The sequence below is a fragment of the Streptomyces sp. Ac-502 genome, from assembly GCF_045222935.1.
Classification (GTDB): domain Bacteria; phylum Actinomycetota; class Actinomycetes; order Streptomycetales; family Streptomycetaceae; genus Streptomyces; species Streptomyces monomycini.
Genome location: NZ_JBHFFO010000001.1, coordinates 2,430,137 through 2,447,052, shown reverse-complemented (window position 1 = coordinate 2,447,052; position 16,916 = coordinate 2,430,137). Strand labels below are relative to the sequence as shown.

At 71.4% G+C, this 16,916-nt stretch carries 11 protein-coding genes, 2 tRNA genes and 3 pseudogenes; 13 read left to right on the top strand and 3 right to left on the bottom strand.

From position 1 onward, the window contains the following. Positions 1–133: 133 nt before the first annotated feature. The 4 genes and pseudogenes from ACEXOX_RS10995 to ACEXOX_RS10980 all read left to right on the top strand — a co-directional run bounded on the left by ACEXOX_RS10995 (position 134) and on the right by ACEXOX_RS10980 (position 1,466). Positions 134–601: a TIGR02611 family protein gene (locus ACEXOX_RS10995; RefSeq protein WP_406520211.1), complete on the top strand. Its 468-nt coding sequence runs from the start codon at positions 134–136 to the stop codon at positions 599–601. Positions 602–686: 85 nt separating this feature from the next. After that, a tRNA-Val gene (locus tag ACEXOX_RS10990) sits at positions 687–758 on the top strand. An 86-nt stretch (positions 759–844) separates the two neighbouring features. Next, a pseudogene (locus ACEXOX_RS10985) lies at positions 845–1,204 on the top strand (SRPBCC family protein); the annotation flags it as partial. Positions 1,205–1,394: 190 nt separating this feature from the next. Continuing rightward, positions 1,395–1,466, top strand: a tRNA-Val gene (locus ACEXOX_RS10980). A 104-nt stretch (positions 1,467–1,570) separates the two neighbouring features. On the opposite strand, the gene ACEXOX_RS10975 is transcribed toward ACEXOX_RS10980, so the two are convergent. Beyond that, positions 1,571–2,296, bottom strand: a complete 726-nt coding sequence (locus ACEXOX_RS10975) for an exonuclease domain-containing protein (protein ID WP_406520209.1) — start codon at positions 2,294–2,296, stop codon at positions 1,571–1,573. Positions 2,297–2,483: 187 nt separating this feature from the next. Here ACEXOX_RS10975 and ACEXOX_RS10970 point away from each other — a divergent pair, with 187 nt between their 5' ends. From ACEXOX_RS10970 to ACEXOX_RS10945, 6 genes are all read left to right on the top strand, one after another. Further along, the gene (locus ACEXOX_RS10970) at positions 2,484–3,050 is read left to right on the top strand and encodes a DUF4365 domain-containing protein (protein ID WP_030024204.1); all 567 of its coding nucleotides are present in this window, start codon (positions 2,484–2,486) and stop codon (positions 3,048–3,050) included. Then, complete coding sequence (locus tag ACEXOX_RS10965) at positions 3,050–4,240, top strand: hypothetical protein (protein ID WP_406520207.1); 1,191 nt, start codon at positions 3,050–3,052, stop codon at positions 4,238–4,240. Before ACEXOX_RS10970 ends, ACEXOX_RS10965 begins: the two co-directional genes overlap by 1 nt. A 178-nt stretch (positions 4,241–4,418) precedes the next feature. Continuing rightward, a complete protein-coding gene (gene thrS / locus ACEXOX_RS10960; protein WP_406520206.1) occupies positions 4,419–6,398 on the top strand; it encodes a threonine--tRNA ligase in 1,980 nt (659 codons plus the stop codon). Between the two features lie 75 nt (positions 6,399–6,473). Beyond that, entirely contained in the window at positions 6,474–7,031 is a 558-nt protein-coding gene (locus tag ACEXOX_RS10955; RefSeq protein WP_406526295.1) for an HIT family protein, read from the top strand. An 87-nt stretch (positions 7,032–7,118) separates the two neighbouring features. Next, positions 7,119–7,943 (top strand): polysaccharide deacetylase family protein, encoded by an 825-nt coding sequence (locus tag ACEXOX_RS10950; protein WP_406520204.1) that lies wholly within the window; start codon positions 7,119–7,121, stop codon positions 7,941–7,943. Next, on the top strand, positions 7,943–9,148 hold the full coding sequence (locus ACEXOX_RS10945; RefSeq protein ID WP_406520202.1) for a YncE family protein: 1,206 nt from the start codon (positions 7,943–7,945) through the stop codon (positions 9,146–9,148). Before ACEXOX_RS10950 ends, ACEXOX_RS10945 begins: the two co-directional genes overlap by 1 nt. Positions 9,149–9,340: 192 nt before the next feature. On the opposite strand, the gene ACEXOX_RS10940 is transcribed toward ACEXOX_RS10945, so the two are convergent. Together ACEXOX_RS10940 and ACEXOX_RS10935 are read right to left on the bottom strand one after the other, a co-directional pair. After that, entirely contained in the window at positions 9,341–11,011 is a 1,671-nt protein-coding gene (locus ACEXOX_RS10940; RefSeq protein WP_406520200.1) for a hypothetical protein, read from the bottom strand. A 155-nt stretch (positions 11,012–11,166) separates the two neighbouring features. Further along, positions 11,167–13,364, bottom strand: a pseudogene (locus tag ACEXOX_RS10935) (elongation factor G-like protein EF-G2). 277 nt (positions 13,365–13,641) lie between these two features. Between ACEXOX_RS10935 and pgsA the strand changes: the two are divergent. The 3 genes and pseudogenes from pgsA to ACEXOX_RS10920 form a co-directional block, all read left to right on the top strand. Continuing rightward, positions 13,642–14,299 (top strand): annotated as a pseudogene (gene pgsA, locus ACEXOX_RS10930) (phosphatidylinositol phosphate synthase); the annotation flags it as partial. Then, complete coding sequence (locus ACEXOX_RS10925; RefSeq protein ID WP_406520199.1) at positions 14,292–15,278, top strand: phosphatidylinositol mannoside acyltransferase; 987 nt, start codon at positions 14,292–14,294, stop codon at positions 15,276–15,278. The pseudogene pgsA and the gene ACEXOX_RS10925, both read left to right, overlap by 8 nt. Next, the gene (locus ACEXOX_RS10920) at positions 15,275–16,435 is read left to right on the top strand and encodes a glycosyltransferase family 4 protein (RefSeq protein WP_406520197.1); all 1,161 of its coding nucleotides are present in this window, start codon (positions 15,275–15,277) and stop codon (positions 16,433–16,435) included. Before ACEXOX_RS10925 ends, ACEXOX_RS10920 begins: the two co-directional genes overlap by 4 nt. Positions 16,436–16,916 lie beyond the last annotated feature (481 nt).

Genomic DNA, 16,916 nt, shown 5'->3' with positions numbered 1-16,916 from the left:
ACATGCCACCTACGGTGCCGTTGTAAACCCCTCTGAGGGTTTTGGGTGACTTCCGGTACCTCTTACGGCGGAGTTGCCAATCCTCCTCGGCGGCCATTCCGGTGACCGTCATCCGTCGGGTAGGTTGGGCCGTATGAATACGGAGAGTGACGGGGGAGTCGGGATCACCGCCGCGGCGGCGGCCCCGGCTGCGCGAGAGGACGCCGCGGGAGAGACTGCGAACGTGGAACAGCGACTCGGCTCACGGGCGCCGCACTTCATCAAGCGTTCCCGGCCCCTCCATCTGAGCTGGCAGGTCGGCATCTTCGTCGTCGGCCTCGCGGTGGTCGTCGGCGGCATCATCATGCTGCCGCTGCCCGGGCCGGGCTGGCTGGTGATCTTCGCGGGCATGGCGATCTGGGCGACCGAGTTCGTCTGGGCCCAGCTGGTGCTGCGCTGGACCAAGCGCAAGGTCACCGAGGCCACGCAGAAGGCCCTGGACCCGAAGGTGCGGCGCCGCAACATCATCCTGACCAGCATCGGCGCCGTGATCATCGTGGCCGGCCTGGCCGTGTACCTGTGGAAGTTCGGCTTCGTCATGCCGTGGAACGCGGGTGAGTGACGGGCGCGCGGCCGGATGAGTGCCGCCCGTCCCCGCGGGTGGTCACGACACCCCTGCGACGTGCGGTAATGTTGGCGCTGCGCCCGGGCGATTAGCTCAGCGGGAGAGCGCTTCGTTCACACCGAAGAGGTCACTGGTTCGAACCCAGTATCGCCCACACCGGACGACGGCCCGGAGGTCCCAGACCTCCGGGCCGTCGTCGTTTTCCGGCCCGCGGCGCCGCCGGGGCGGCAGACTGGGGCCATGGCCGACTGGCAGCACGTCCTGCACCGGTACCGCTTCCGCAGCGAATGGCGGCTGTCCGCGCCGCCCCCGGCGGTCTACGCCGTCCTGGAGGACGCCGAGGCCTATCCGCAGTGGTGGCCGCAAGTGCGCCGGGTGACCCGCGTCGGTGAGCGCAGCGGCACCGCCAGCTTCCGGTCCCTGCTCCCCTACGTCCTCACCGTGACCGCGACCGAGACGCTCCGCGACCCGGGGAGCGGCGTCCTGGAGATAGCGATGCGCGGCGACCTGGAGGGCTTCGCGCGCTGGACCGTGGACGCGTCCGGCCGCGGGACGCGTGCCGTCTTCGAGCAGGAGGTCGAGGTGTGCAAGCCGTCGTTACGCCGGTTCGCGCTGCCGGGACGGCCGTTCTTCCTCGCCAATCACACGCTGATGATGCGCGCCGGACGCCGGGGTCTGGCCTCCAGGCTGCGGGGGCGGGAATGCGTGGGCGGGGAATTTGATGAAAAGGCTCGACGGCCTGTATTGTTCAGGTCGTTCGCGGGGGAAACCCCGGGAGCGGAAAACACCCGGGCGATTAGCTCAGTGGGAGAGCGCTTCGTTCACACCGAAGAGGTCACTGGTTCGAACCCAGTATCGCCCACCGGGACCGAGGGCCGGGCTGCCAACAGGCAGCCCGGCCCTCGGCGTTGGCGCACTGGTACCCGGCAGGGTCCTGCCGTACGTGTGGGTGTCCTACGACGTCGTTCAGGCGGCGGCCGGCAGGTCCGGGCGCATCGGCCAGTGCGGATCCACCGCCTCCTCCGTGCCGTTACGGGCGAACCACGCCTCCAGGCCGCGTGCCTGCGCGGCGTGCCACACGGCCTGCCGGGTGTGCAGCTGCGCCGGGCTCAGTGACTCCAGCCGCTCCGCGTACCGGTGCCCCAGCGCCCGTACGACCTGGAGAGCGGCGAGGGCGTCCGCGGCGGCCTCGTGCGCGCCGGTCAGCTCGACCCCGTACTCCGCGCACAGGTCCGTGAGTGTGCGGCGGCCCTTGCGGTAGCGGTCCAGGTGCTTGTCCAGCACCCGCGGGTCCAGCACGGACAGCGGGTGGGCGCCCAGGTAGTGGGTGAGCGAGGCGGCGCGGTGCCTCCGCAGTTCACGGTCCAGGAGGGTCAGGTCGAACGGCGCGTTCATCACGATGAGCGGCCGCCCGGCGAGCGACTGGTCGGTCAGCGCGCGGGCCATCTCCTCCATGACGGGCGCCGGCCAGCGGCCGTACAGGGCGAGGTGCCCGTCCGTCAGGCCGTGGACGGCGGTGGCCGCTTCGGGGACCGGCACGCCCGGGTTGATCAGCCACCGGGTGACGCGGGGGACGCTGCGCGGGGTTTCCTGGACGACCAGGGCGGCGGACACGATGCGATCTCGCTCCACGTCGATCCCGGTGGTCTCGGTGTCGAAGGAAGCGAGCGGACCGTCGTACCAGCACGGCATCTTCACAACTCCTCGCGCTCGTGCGGCGGGTGACCCGACGCGGCCACCCGACCAGGTGATACCCGAGGGTTCCGGTTGTCGAACCGTCCTGGTTTGTTGACCACTTGGGGCGGACAAGAACACCACGACGGGCCGTCGCCACGACGACGGCCCCTTCGAACGACCCGGCCCGGAAGGCACTTGAGCGATGACGCTCGCGCAGCCCGATCCCGGGGGACTGGTGCCCGCGTGCACGGCTTCGCTGCGCGGCGCGCTCGCCACCACGGCCTGTATGGAGACGCTCCAGGTGGGCTATCTTCACGCGGTGGCCGCCGCGTCGGGCTGCTCGCTGGCCCAGCCCTTCCCGGACAACGGCATCGACTGGCACGTCAGCCACGGCGCGCCCGGCCATGCCGTCGACGACGAAGTGACCATCAAGGTGCAGTTGAAGTGCACGTACCAGGTCGGCCCCCGGCCGCCCGGCACGAGCTTCGCCTTCACCCTGGACAACGCCCATCTGGTGAAGCTCGCCCGGACGCCCGTGGCGGTGCACAAGATCCTGGTCGTGATGCTGGTGCCGCGGACCCAGGAGGACTGGCTGCGGGCGGACCACGACCGGCTCGAACTGCGGCACAGCTGCTACTGGATCAACCTGGCCGGCCATGAGGTGACCGGGCGGCGCAGGACCAACGTGCGGATCCCGACCACGCGGATCTTCGACGACCGCGCACTCTGCGAGATCATGACGCGGGTCGGGGCGGGAGGGAGACCCTGATGCACCGGCCGACCGACGAGTACGCGTTCCGGCTTCCGGACCCGGCACAGCTGGATCCGGCGGTGCTCGGCGCCCTGCTGGCGCGGCACGGCTGGCGGCGGCGGGGAGGCGCCGCCGGCCACTACGCCCGCTGGACGCCGCCCGGCGGAGCCGCCGGGGGCACCAGCCTGCTCGTGCCGCAGACCCGGACGTTCCCGGACAGCACCGACCTGATCGCGGAGGCGCTGGCCGCCCTCGCGCACAGCGCCGCGCCGTCGGCCCGCGAGGTCCTGGCGGCGCTCGCGGTGCCCAGCGACGAGGTGCGCTGGGAGCGTGAGGTCCCGGAGGACGGCATCGGCGGCACTCCGTGGGTCGCGCAGGAGCAGCTGCGGACGGCGGCCCGCTCGATGCTGATGGCCGGTGTGCTCGGCATGTACGGGAGGGCGGGCTTCTACGGCGCCCGGCACAAGCGCAAGGCCGAAGCCTTCATGACGGACGTGCTGGTCGGGCCCGCGCCGGCCGGGCGGCGGTTGACCGCGTACGTGCCGGTGGCGGCGGGCCGCGCGGCCGTCGCCGGGCTCCAGCGCGCGCTGCACGCGACCCGCGACGCCACCGACTACCAGCGGGCGACCGGCGGCATGGAGGCGTTCGACGCCGCCGTGGAGCTGGGGGTGTGCCATGAGCTGGCGGAAGCGCTGATCTCGCTGGTGCGGGACGCGGAAGGGGTGCGGATCTCGGTGGAGTGGTCGCCGGGGGCGGGCCCGCCCCCGGGTTTCGCCGCCCGGCCCGAACCGGTCGAGTTCTCACCCGGCGACCTACCCGCGCTCCAGCAGGCCGCCCAGCGCTACGTCCGCGACGAGCCGTCCCTGCCGGTGCGGGTCACCGGCGCGGTGGTACGGCTGCGGCGCGAGCGCCCCGGCGGCCCCGGCGTGGTGCGGCTGCGGGTGCTGTCCGGGGCCGACGTGCTCCAGGTACGGGTCGCGCTGGACGAGGAGGACTACCGGATCGCCGGGCACGCCCACCTGGTCGGCCTGCCGATCCGGGTCAGCGGGCGGCTGGAGAGCCGGGGCGGTTTCCGCCGGATCACCGGCGCGTCGGACGTCACGCCCGTCCAGGTGGACGAGGCGGAGCGTGATCGGCTGCTGAAGTCGCTCCAGGAGAATCTGGACTTTTTCGAGGAGGCGTGCGGGGGGCCGTTGCCGGGGGAGTGACCGGCAGGCGGGCGCACGGCCGGACGGGCTCCGGCCGTGCGCCCGCCGCTGCCCGCGGAACCGGGGGAGCGGGCGCGTCGCCGGGATCGCCGTAACCGTTTCGCGAGGAAGACCGGTCGCTCGGTACGATTCGCCTGCGCAGCAAACGCTGACGTGCCCGAGAAGTCAGGAGAGACCGGTGTCAGACGTCCGTGTGACCATCCAACGCGATTCCGAGCGGGAAGAACGCGTGGTGACCACGGGCACTACGGCCGCCGACCTCTTCCAGGGCGAGCGCTCCGTCGTCGCCGCCCGCGTCGCCGGGCAGCTCAGGGACCTGGCGTACGAGCCGGCCGACGGCGACGAGGTCGAGCCCGTCGACATCTCCAGCGAGGACGGCCTGAACATCCTGCGGCACTCCACCGCGCACGTGATGGCGCAGGCCGTGCAGGAGCTGTTCCCGGACGCGAAGCTGGGCATCGGCCCGCCCGTCAAGGACGGCTTCTACTACGACTTCGACGTCGAGACCCCGTTCACCCCCGAGGACCTCAAGCGCATCGAGAAGAAGATGCAGGAGATCCAGAAGCGCGGGCAGAAGTTCGCCCGGCGCGCGGTGAGCGACGACGACGCCCGCGCGGAGCTGGCCGACGAGCCGTACAAGCTGGAGCTGATCGGCCTCAAGGGCTCCGCCGCGGAGGCCGCCGAGGGCGCGTCCGCCGAGGTCGGCGCCGGTGAGCTGACCATCTACGACAACCTCGACGCCAAGAGCGGCGACCTGTGCTGGAAGGACCTGTGCCGCGGCCCGCACCTGCCCAGCACCCGGGTCATCCCGGCCTTCAAGCTGATGCGCTCGGCCGCCGCGTACTGGCGCGGCAGCGAGAAGAACAAGCAGCTCCAGCGCATCTACGGCACCGCGTGGCCGACCAAGGACGAGCTGAAGGCGTACCTGGAGTTCCTCGCCGAGGCCGAGAAGCGCGACCACCGCAAGCTGGGCGCGGAGCTGGACCTGTTCTCCATCCCGGAGGACATCGGTTCGGGTCTGGCGGTCTTCCACCCCAAGGGCGGCATCATCCGCCGGGTCATGGAGGACTACTCGCGGCGGCGCCACGAGGAGGCGGACTACGAGTTCGTCTACACCCCGCACGCCACCAAGGGGAAGCTGTTCGAGAAGTCGGGCCACCTGGACTGGTACGCCGACGGCATGTACCCGCCCATGCAGCTCGACGAGGGCGTGGACTACTACCTCAAGCCCATGAACTGCCCGATGCACAACCTGGTCTTCGACGCGCGCGGCCGCTCGTACCGCGAACTGCCGCTGCGTCTGTTCGAGTTCGGGACCGTGTACCGGTACGAGAAGTCCGGTGTGGTGCACGGCCTGACCCGCGCCCGCGGCTTCACCCAGGACGACGCGCACATCTACTGCACCAAGGAGCAGATGGCGGACGAGCTGGACGCCACGCTCACCTTCGTCCTGGACCTGCTGCGGGACTACGGCCTGACCGACTTCTACCTGGAGCTGTCCACCAAGGACCCGGAGAAGTTCGTCGGCTCGGACGAGGTCTGGGAAGAGGCCACCGAGACGCTGCGCAAGGTCGCCGAGAAGCAGGGCCTGCCGCTGGTCCCGGACCCGGGCGGCGCCGCGTTCTACGGCCCGAAGATCTCGGTGCAGACCAAGGACGCCATCGGCCGTACCTGGCAGATGTCGACCGTCCAGCTGGACTTCAACCTGCCGGAGCGCTTCGACCTGGAGTACACCGCGCCGGACGGCTCCAAGCAGCGCCCGGTGATGATCCACCGCGCTCTCTTCGGCTCCATCGAGCGGTTCTTCGCGGTGCTGCTGGAGCACTACGCGGGCGCGTTCCCGGTCTGGCTGGCCCCCGTGCAGGCGACCGGCATCCCGATCGGCGACGACCACGTCCCGTACCTTCAGGAGTTCGCGGCCGAGGCCAAGAAGAAGGGCCTCCGGGTCGACGTGGACGCCTCCTCGGACCGGATGCAGAAGAAGATCAGGAACGCGCAGCGCAGCAAGGTGCCGTACATGATCATCGCGGGGGACGAGGACGTGGCCAACGGCGCGGTGTCCTTCCGCTACCGCGACGGGTCGCAGAAGAACGGCATCCCGAAGGCGCAGGCGATCGCCGAGATCCTGGACGCGGTGGAGCGCCGGGTCCAGGTGTGAGGTCCCGGCTCTGAGCGAGGGGCGGTCCCGGAGCCCGGGGCCGCCCCTCGCCGCATGCCCGCGCGACCGGGGAATATGCTGGCCCGCATGACGAGTGAGCCGGAGCAGCAGATCGGAGTCGGGACACAGGACGCCTTCCAGCGACTGTGGACGCCCCACCGGATGGCGTACATCCAGGGGGAGAACAAACCGTCCGGACCGGGCGCCGAGGACGGCTGCCCCTTCTGCACGATTCCGGCCAAGTCGGACGAGGACGGGCTGGTGATCGCCCGCGGCGAGCACGTGTACGCGGTGCTCAACCTCTACCCGTACAACGGCGGCCACCTGATGTCGGTCCCGTACCGCCACGTGGCCGACTACACCAAGCTGGACCGGGCCGAGACCCTGGAGCTGGCCGAGTTCACCAAGCGGGCGATGACCACGCTGCGGGCCGCCTCCGGCGCGCACGGCTTCAACGTCGGCCTCAACCAGGGTGCCGTGGCCGGCGCCGGGATCGCCGCCCACCTGCACCAGCACGTCGTGCCGCGCTGGGGCGGCGACACCAACTTCATGCCCGTGGTGGGCCAGACGAAGGTGCTGCCGCAGCTGCTGGCCGACACCCGCAAGATGCTGGCCGACGCCTGGCCGCAGTAGCCCGGACGTCGCAGCGGCGGCCGGGACACGCGCTGCGATAAATCCGACAAAGCGACAAATGCGGACGGGGTGCCCTCTAATGGTGAGGTGACTTCCCTGCCTCGTCGCTCCGTGCTGCGCACCGCCACGGCCGCGGCCGCCGGTGCGCTCGCACCGGGGTGCGCGACAGCCCGTACGGACACCGCGTCCGTACGGGCCTCCGGCTCCCCGCCACCGGGCGGGACCGGCCCACCGGGCCCCGGGGCGCGCCCCTCGGGGACGGCCGCCTCGGGCGCCGCCCGGAGGGCCCGCCCGCCGACCCGCGCGCCCGGTCTGCCCGTACAGATCCAGCACGGCCCGCAGCGCGGTGACGCGGTCGCCCTCACCTTCCACGGCCAGGGCGACGCGAAGACGGCCACCGCGCTCCTCGGCGAGGCCGAGCGGGCCGGCGCCCGGGTGACCGTACTGGCCGTCGGCAGCTGGCTCGACGAGCAGCCGCTGATGGCCCGCCGCATCCTCGACGGCGGCCACGAACTGGGCAATCACACCCAGCGCCACCTCGACATCTGCGCCCTCCCGGCGGACGAGGCATACGCCGAGATCAGCGGATGCGCCGAACGGCTGCGGAGACTGACCGGCACGATCGGCAGCTGGTTCCGCCCCTCCCGTACGCAGTACGCCACCGCCCTGGTGACCCGGCTGGCCCGAAAGGCCGGCTATCCGCACGTCCTCTCCTACGACGTCGACTCCCTCGACGCGGACGACCCCGGCGCCCCCGCCGTCCAGCGCACCGTGCTGGACCGGGCCCGCGCGGGATCCATCGTGAGCCTCCACCTCGGGCACGCCGGCACGGTTGCCGCGCTGCCCCCGATCCTCGACGGCCTGCACCGGCGCGGACTGCGCGCGGTGACGACAACGGAGCTTGTGACCTGATGGCTGACCGGACCCCCACCCAAGATCGGAAACGTGCCCGTACCGGCCGGCGGGCCGCGCTGCTGGCCGTCGCCTGCGCACTGACGGCGGCGGGGTGCGGCGGCAGCGGGCCGGAGGCCGCCGACAGCAGCCCCGGGGCGTCGACCCCGGCCTCGCCCGCGCAGGCCGCCAAGTCGCTGCTGCCGGGCATGCCGCCGCCGCTGGACGAGCACGACGTGTACGCGGCCGACCGCCCGAACCAGCTCGCGCCGCAGGTCAAGAACTTCCCCTCGCGCGTGTACGTGCCCAACACCGGCTCCGACACGGTCAGCGTCATCGACCCCGAGACGTACAAGGTCATCGAGACCATCCCGGTCGGGGTGCAGCCGCAGCACGTCGTGCCGTCGTGGGACATGAAGACGCTGTGGGTGAACAACAACCGAGGCCACGACCTGACGCCGATCGACCCGGCGACCGGCAGGTCCGGCCGGCCGGTGGACGTGCACGACCCGTACAACCTCTACTTCACGCCGAACGGCAAGTACGCCGTCGTGATGGCCTCCATGGACAAGGAGCTGGTCTTCCGCGACCCGAAGTCGATGGAGGTGCGCAAGACCGTCCCGGTCAGCTGCGCGGGCGTCAACCACGCGGACTTCTCGGCGGACGGGAAGTACTTCATCGTCTCCTGCGAGTTCTCGGGCGAACTGCTGAAGGTCGACACCGAGCGGATGAAGGTCGTCGGACAGCAGAAACTGCCGTTCCGGGGCGCCATGCCGCAGGACGTGAAGATGTCACCGGACGGCCGGACCTGGTACGTCGCGGACATGATGGCCGACGGCATGTGGGTGCTGGACGGCGACACGTTCGAACAGCCGAAGCTGATGCCCACCGGAAAGGGCACCCACGGCCTCTACGTCAGCCGCGACTCCCGGAAGATGTACATCTCCAACCGGGGCGAGGGCTCCGTGTCCCTGCTCGACTTCAAGAGCGGCAAGCTCGTGGACAAGTGGCACATCCCCGGCGGCGGCAGCCCCGACATGGGCGGGGTGTCCGCCGACGGCAAGGTGCTGTGGCTGTCCGGCCGCTACAACTCCGAGGTCTACGCGATGGACACCAGGACCGGGAAGACCCTCGCCAAGATCCCGGTGGGCGAGGGGCCGCACGGCCTGGCGGTCTACCCGCAGCCGGGGCGGTACTCGCTGGGACATACGGGGATCTTCCGGTAGAGGGTTCCACGGCCGGCGGGCCCGGCGAGACCGCGGGCCTGCCTACGGCCCGGCGCCGCTCCGGCAGAAAATCCCGCCGCGACGGCGCGCGGCCACGACGGTGCGGGCTCGGCGGCACTCATGAGCGCCCCGATCCGGGAATGCCGGCCGCCAGGCCGCCCAGGGCCTCCGGCCGGCCGCCGCGACGAGCGGCTACGCGTTGTACTCGTCGGCCTTCCGCGGCTCCGCGGCCTGCACCTGGCCGCTCAGCACCAGCGAACGGCTGTCGAAGCGCGAGATGTCCACACCGTTGTCCTTCAGTACGCTCAGGGCGGCGGAGTGCACCACGCGCAGCACCGGGGTCGCCGCCCGCAGCGCGTCGTCGGCCATGAAGCGGTGCCGCCACGGCTTGTCGGCCCAGGCGTGCCGCAGGCCGAACGGCTCCGGCAGGGTCAGCTTCCCGCCCAGGAACTCCAGGAAACCGGGGAACCAGGTCAGCGGGGCGCGGGCGGCGAGCCGCACCACCTCGCTCGCGTCGACCAGCGGCAGGCTCACGGACTTGGTCTCCCAGAACTTGACCGTCTTGGAGACGCTCTTGCTCTTCGGCGCGGGCTTGGAGGTGAACAGCGGGTTGACCGGACCGAGGGCGTGGCCGGTGACCTCCACCCGCAGCGTCTCGTGCAGCACGGTGACCGTGATCAGCAGGGTTATCACCAGCTGGCCGTCCCACAGCACGAACTGCACGCCGAGGTAGTGCCGGCTGCCGCTGCCGAACTGCTGCTCGTTGCAGATCCGCTCTATCTCGTGGTGGCGGACCTGGAACGCCTCCACCTCGGTGCCCTCGGGACGGGAGACGGAACCGGCCTTCTCGCCGACCGGCACCACGACCCAGTGGCGTACGGAGGGGGCGTCCTTGAAGCCGCCGGTGTGCAGCGGGCTGCGCTCCAGCAGACGCAGCCGGTCGTGGATGACACGGATCACGTCGTAGCTGCGGAAGGGGTTGATCTCGCCGCCCTCCACGGCGGGCCGCAGCTCCTCGGCCATCTGCCAGCTGCCCCAGCGGGTGCCCATGCCGAGTATGCCGCTGGGGCCCGCGTAGAAGGCGACGTTGCTGTGCTGCTCGGCGGTGAGCTTCGCCAGGCTCTGGCGCATCTGCTCGGCGGCGGTCTCGTTCGGGTCCTTGGGGACCGCCTCGGGGATCTTGGCGCCCACACCGCCGCCTTCGAGCAGGCCCTTCCACGCCCCGCGCAGGTCCTTCGCGGTGGCCTCACTGATCCGCTTCGCCCACCACCAGCCGATCACCGGCACCACCACCATGGCGCGCAGGTACACCGACCAGAAACCGGTGAACGGCAGCTTCACCAGGAAGAGCACCGCGATGGCGCCGACGGCGAGCATCAACGCCACACCGAGCGCCGAGGTGCCGGTGCCCTGTGCCTTCGACAGCAGCTTCTTGAGCTGGAACGCGCCCAGCCACAGCAGCACGCCGGGCAGGAAGAGCAGCCCGAAACCCAGCATCAGAACGGTCAGCTTCACATCGCGGATCTTGCGGATGCGGATGGCCGCCAGGCAGTGCTCGACGACCGTCTGCGGTTCGATGCCGAAGGACTGGATGAGCGCGCCGCGGGCACCGCCGAGCATCCGCAGCTGGAGCGCGCGGGAGAACGCCTCGCCCAGATTCGGTTCGAACAGGGAGAGTTTGGGTGGTTTGATCGTCGACTTCGCGGTGGCGGAGTCGGCCTTGGAGATGTCGGTGAGCGGATTGTCCCGGTACGCCGCCGAGGCCAACGCCTGGGTGGCCGCGGTCTGTCCGGCACCGCCGGACAACGGGACCTGTGCCCCGGGACTGAAGTCGAAGCCGTCTGCTGCCACTACCGCCCCCATCGCCCGCACGCATTCGCTGCTGCGGCCTTCTGCCCAACTACCGTCGGTCGCACACCTTCTGAGCTGCGATCACAGCGTACCGCCGCCGTCCACCCCGGAGATGCCGAGGCGGACGGCCGGCGACGTGACGTGCGGCGCAGCCGGTGTGCCGGCTCTCACGAGCCGTTCTCCTCCTGTTCGCGGAGCTTCGCGGCGAGCTGCGGCGGCATCGGCTCGTGCCGCGCGTAGGACCGGTGGAAACGGCCGGTACCGTGCGAGAGGGAGCGCAGGTCCACGGCGTACCGGCTGATCTCGATCTCCGGCACCTCGGCCCGTACGAGGGTGCGCCCGTGCCCGGCCTGATCGGTGCCCACCACCCGGCCGCGCCGCCCGGACAGATCGCTCATCACCGCCCCGACGAAATCGTCCGGAACCAGTACGGTCACCTCGGCCACCGGCTCCAGCAGATGGATACGGGCGTCACCGGCGGCCTCGCGCAGCGCCAGCGAACCCGCCATCTGGAACGCGGCGTCGGAGGAGTCCACCGAGTGCGCCTTGCCGTCCAGCAGCGTGACCCGGATGTCGACCAGCGGATACCCGGCCGCGACACCGCGCGCCGCCTGCGCCCGTACGCCCTTCTCCACGGACGGGATGAACTGCCGGGGCACCGCGCCGCCCACGACCTTGTCCACGAACTCGATACCGCTGCCGCCCGGCAGCGGCTCCACCTCGATCTCACAGATCGCGTACTGGCCGTGCCCGCCGGACTGCTTCACATGCCGCCCGCGGCCCGCCGCCTTGCCGCCGAAGGTCTCCCGCAGCGAGACCTTGTACGGCACGGTGTCGACCTGCACGCCGTACCGGGACCGCAGCCGCTCCAGGGCCACGTCGACGTGCGCCTCGCCCAGGCACCACAGCACCACCTGGTGGGTGCCCTGATTGTGCTCCAGGCGCATCGTCGGATCCTCGGCGACCAGCCGGGACAGGCCCTGGGAGAGCTTGTCCTCGTCCGCCTTGCTGTGCGCCTGGATGGCCACCGGCAGCAGCGGGTCCGGCATCGTCCACGGCTCCATCAGGAGCGGCGCGTCCTTGTCGGAGAGCGTGTCACCGGTCTCGGCACGGGTCAGCTTCGCCACACAGGCCAGATCGCCGGCGATCGCCTGCGACAGGGAGCGCTGGACCTTGCCGAACGGGGCGGACAGGGCGCCGATCCGCTCGTCCACGTCGTGGTCCTCGTGGCCGCGGTCCTCCAGGCCGTGCCCGGACACGTGCACCGTCTCGTCCGGACGCAGCGTGCCCGAGAAGACCCGGACCAGCGAGAGCCGGCCGACGTACGGGTCGGAGGAGGTCTTGACCACCTCGGCGACCAGCGGGCCCGCCGGGTCGCAGGTCAGCGGCGGACGCGGCTTGCCGTCGGGGGTGGTGACGGCGGGTGCCTCGCGTTCGGCGGGGGTGGGGAAGCCGCGGGCGATCAGATCCAGCAGCTCGACGGTGCCGAGCCCCTGCCGGGCGCCCTCCGCGGCCGGAGCGGCGGCCAGCACCGGGTGGAAGGTGCCGCGGGCGACCGCCGTCTCCAGGTCGCCGATGAGCGTCTTCACGTCGATGTCCTCACCCGCGAGGTAGCGGTCCATGAGGGACTCGTCCTCGCTCTCGGAGATGATGCCCTCGATCAGCCGGTTGCGGGCCTCCTCAATCAGCGGCAGCTCGTCGGCCTCCGGCGCGCGCTCGACGCGTTCGCCGGAGGAGTAGTCGAAGACCCGCTGGGTGAGCAGGCCGATCAGACCGTGCACCGGCGCGTGGCCGTCGGCGCCCGCCGTGCCGTACAGCGGCAGGTACAGGGGAGGACGGCGTCCGGGTCGTCGCCGCCCAGAGCGGCGCCGCACAGCCGCGTCATCTGGTCGAAGTCGGCGCGCGCCGCCTCCAGGTGCGTGATGACCAGCGCGCGCGGCATCCGGACCGCGGCGCACTCGTCCCACACCATGCGGGTCGCGCCGTCCACGCCGTCCGCCGCCGAAACGACGAAGAGGGCCGCGTCCGCTGCCCGCAGACCGGCCCTCAGCTCTCCGACGAAGTCGGCGTACCCGGGTGTGTCCAATACGTTGATCTTGATTCCGCCGTAGTCGACGGGAACCAGGGAGAGCTGCACCGACCGCTGCTGCCGGTGCTCGATCTCGTCGTAGTCCGACAGGCAGCCGCCGTCCTCGACCCGGCCCGCCCGGTTGACCGCGCCGGTCGCCAGCGCCAGCGCCTCCACCAGCGTCGTCTTCCCCGCACCACTGTGGCCGACCAGCACCACATTCCTCAGGGACGTGGGCCGGCCGGCCGATGTCGCCCTGCCGGCGGCTCCCGGATGTGTCCTCGTCTTCTCGCCCATGTGTCTCGCCTCCCGGTCGACACTTTGCGGTGGTTCGAGCTTTCCACCCTGGTCATGGCACGTCCATACATCGCACAAGGGACGATCAGGGATCTTGCGGTCCGCCCCGCCGGCGCGGGCCCGCGCCGGTGTGACAGCTGCCGCGCGCACGTCTTGGCCGGTCACAGGTCGTGCCCCGGGCCGTGGTGCGTTCGCGGTACGCGGGTGCCGCCTGGCTACGATGGGCCAGCCGGTGGCCCCATTGACCGCGCGGCCCGTATCGACCTCCGGGAAGGCCATGCTGAACACGTACGCGCGTGCTTTCTTCACGCGTGTCCTCACGCCATTCGCCGCCCTGCTCATCCGTCTCGGGGTCAGCCCGGACGCGGTCACCCTCGTCGGCACGGGGGTGTGGTGGCGGGTGCCCTGGTCTTCTTCCCGCTCGGCGAGTTCTTCTGGGGCACGATCGTCATCACGCTGTTCGTGTTCTCGGACCTGGTGGACGGCAACATGGCCCGGCAACTGGGCCGCTCCAGCCGCTGGGGGCCTTCCTCGACTCCACGCTCGACCGGGTCGCCGACTCGGCGATCTTCGGCGGGCTGGCGCTCTGGTACGCCGGGGCCGGCGACAGCCTCTGGCTCTGCGCGGTGGCGATCTTCTGCCTGGCCAGCGGCCAGGTGGTCTCGTACACCAAGGCCAGGGGCGAGAGCATCGGGCTGCCGGTGAACGTCAACGGACTGGTGGAACGGGCCGAGCGGCTCGTCATCACGCTGGTCGCCGCCGGCCTCGCCGGACTGCACGCCTTCGGCGTCCCCGGTGTCCAGTACCTGCTGCCGGTCGCCCTGTGGGTGGTCGCCGTCGGCAGCGCGGTCACCCTCGCCCAGCGCGTGGTGACCGTACGCCGGGAGTCCGCCGAGGCCGACGCCGTCGCACAAGGGGGAACAGCGCGTGAAGCGCCCGACCATCGACCGCGAGAAGCTGACCGACGGGGCGTACGCCCTGGGGTGGAGCGCGGTCAAGAGACTGCCCGAACCGGCCGCGAAGGCCCTGGGACGCCGGATCGCCGACGCGGTCTGGAAACGCCGCGGCAAGGGCGTCCTGCGCCTGGAGGCCAACCTCGCGCGCGTCGTCCCGGACGCCACGCCGCAGCGCCTCGCGCAGCTGTCCCGGGCCGGGATGCGGTCCTACCTGCGCTACTGGATGGAATCCTTCCGGCTGCCCGCCTGGAGCAAGGAGCGCATAAGGGGCGGCTTCGCGCCGGCCGACGTGCACCACCTGGAAGAGGGCCTCAAGAGCGGTCGCGGCGTGGTCCTCGCCCTGCCGCACATGGGCAACTACGACCTCGCGGGCGCCTGGGTCACCACCAAACTGGGCGTGCCCTTCACCACCGTCGCCGAACGCCTCAAGCCCGAATCGCTCTACGACCGGTTCGTCGCCTACCGAGAGGGCCTGGGCATGGAGGTGCTGCCGCACACCGGCGGCGCCGCGTTCGGCATTCTCGCCCGGCGGCTGCGGGCCGGCGGCCTGGTCTGCCTCGTCGCCGACCGGGACCTGTCCGCCTCCGGCATCGAGGTGAAATTCTTCGGCGAGGCGGCCAAGATGCCGGCCGGGCCCGCGATGCTTGCGGTGCAGACCGGGGCGATGCTCCTGCCGGTCACCCTGTGGTACGACGAAAGCTCCGTCATGCGCGGGCGGGTGCACCCGGAGATCGAAGTGCCGCAGACCGGCACCCGCGCCGAGAAGGCCGCCACGATGACGCAGGAGATGGCCGACGCCTTCGCCTCCGGCATCGCCGACCACCCGGAGGACTGGCACATGCTGCAACGACTGTGGCTCGGTGACCTGGAACCACGGGAGGCGGAGCGCCCGGGGGGCGCGGAGGCGGTGGGTGCCGACGGGGCGCGTACCGACGCCCGGCGGACGGAGCGGTCTTGAGGATCGGCATCGTCTGCCCGTACTCGTGGGACGTCCCGGGCGGCGTCCAGTTCCACGTCCGCGACCTCGCCGAGCACCTGATCCGGCTGGGCCACGAGGTGTCCGTACTCGCGCCGGCGGACGACGAGACACCACTGCCGGCGTACGTCGTCTCCGCCGGACGTGCCGTCCCCGTGCCGTACAACGGTTCGGTTGCCCGGCTCAACTTCGGCTTCCTGTCGGCGGCCCGCGTCCGCCGCTGGCTGCACGACGGCGCCTTCGACGTCATCCACATCCACGAACCCGGCACTCCGTCCGTCGGGCTGCTCGCCTGCTGGGCGGCGCAGGGCCCGATCGTGGCGACCTTCCACACCTCCAACCCGCGCTCCCGCGTCATGATCGCGGCGTACCCGATCCTGCAGCCCGCGCTGGAGAAGATCAGCGCACGGATCGCGGTCAGCGAGTACGCCCGGCGCACCCTGGTCGAACACCTCGGCGGGGACGCGGTCGTCATCCCCAACGGCGTCGACGTCGACTTCTTCGCCGACGCCGCGCCGAAGGAGGAGTGGCAGGGCCGGACGATCGGCTTCATAGGCCGCATCGACGAACCCCGCAAGGGCCTGCCCGTCCTGATGCGGGCCCTGCCGGAGATCCTCGCCGCCGTACCCGACGCCCGGCTCCTGGTCGCGGGCCGCGGCGACGAGGAGGAAGCCGTCGCGGAACTGCCCGCCGACCTGCGCTCGCGGGTGGAGTTCCTCGGCATGGTCAGCGACGAGGACAAGGCGAGGCTGCTGCGCAGCGTGGATCTGTACGTCGCGCCCAACACCGGCGGCGAGTCGTTCGGCATCATCCTCGTCGAGGCGATGTCCGCCGGGGCGCCGGTCCTGGCCAGCGACCTCGACGCGTTCGCCCAGGTACTGGACCAGGGCGAGGCGGGCGAGCTCTTCGCCAACGAGGACGCGGAGGCGCTCGCCGCTGCGGCTGTACGGCTCCTCGGTGACCCCGCGCGGCTCGCGGAGCTGCGGGAACGTGGCAGCCGGCACGTGCGGCGGTTCGACTGGTCGACGGTCGGGGCGGACATTCTCGCCGTGTACGAGACGGTTGCCGCGGGGGCGGCGATGGTGGCGACGGACGAGCGGACGGGGTTGCGGGCGCGGTGGGGGTTGGCGCGGGACTGAGGCGGCCTTTGGCCGCCGAAGTCCCGGGGTGTCCTCTGCGGTGCGCGCTTTGCGCGCGGTTTGTGTGTTGACGTGTGGCTCGCATTGCTTGCGTTGTGGGGGCGGGGGCGCGCAGGGGGCCAACTCCTCGGCACCGTGCACGACCACGTCAGGGACATTGGGGACGCAGATACCCGGCTGCCTGCGGGGATGGCCCCCTACACGCCCCCTCCGGCCGGTTCGGCGAGCCGAGGTCGGTGGGGGGAGTTTTTCGATCACCCTGGTGCCCTCCCACCTGGGGGTGAGGCGCACGGGGTGGAGGCGGTGAAGCTGGCGGCTGTACGGCGGTGGGACGCGCGCGTCGGGTCGGCGGGTGGCAGTGCGCGGCAGAGCCGCGCTGCGCGGGTGCTCGGCTTGTGAATGTGCCCAGCCCGATCGCTTCTGATAGTCGCCGTACGGCCAGGGCTCGGGGACACGTAGGGGGCTCCCCGCAGGCAGCCGG